The organism is Vibrio sp. 1978 (assembly GCF_033344345.1).
Genome location: NZ_JAWPOP010000832.1, coordinates 1 through 563 on the forward strand (window position 1 = coordinate 1; position 563 = coordinate 563).

Consider the following 563-nt stretch of genomic DNA (forward strand, 5'->3'; position numbering starts at 1 on the left):
TGTCAACCCAGAGATGTCTGAGTTTGTGCGTTTAATGGTTCAAAACGGTTGGATTGATGCCGCGCCAAATGCCAATAAACGTTTGGGGGCGTACTGCACTAAACTACCAGCCACGCGCACACCGTTGGTATTCATGACGTGGAGTGGTAGCCGTTCTGATTTGATGACATTGGCTCACGAACTTGGTCATGCCTTCCATAACTGGGTTATTCGAGATCTGCCGCTTTGCCAAACTTACTACCCAATGACACTGGCAGAAACCGCTTCTATTTTTGCAGAGAATATCGTACGCGATCATTTGATCTCGAAAGCAGAAAGTGTGGACGACAAGCTCGAAATGCTGTGGGAAGAGTTGTCTTCTGCGCTGGCGTTAATTATCAATATTCCTGTTCGATACGAGTTTGAAAAAGCATTCTACGAACGTCGTCAGGAGGGAGAATTAACCGCTCAGGATTTCTGTAATCTGATGTCAGAAACGTGGGAAGATTGGTACGGAGACGTGATGAGTGAAGCTGACCCCTATTTTTGGGCAAGCAAGCTGCACTTCTCGATTGCCGATGTGA

At 46.9% G+C, this 563-nt stretch carries 1 protein-coding gene; it reads left to right on the forward strand.

Annotated features, from left to right (window positions below):
- The coding region (locus tag R8N49_RS29365) for a M3 family metallopeptidase (RefSeq protein WP_318190725.1) at positions 1-563 on the forward strand (563 nt) is incomplete at both ends.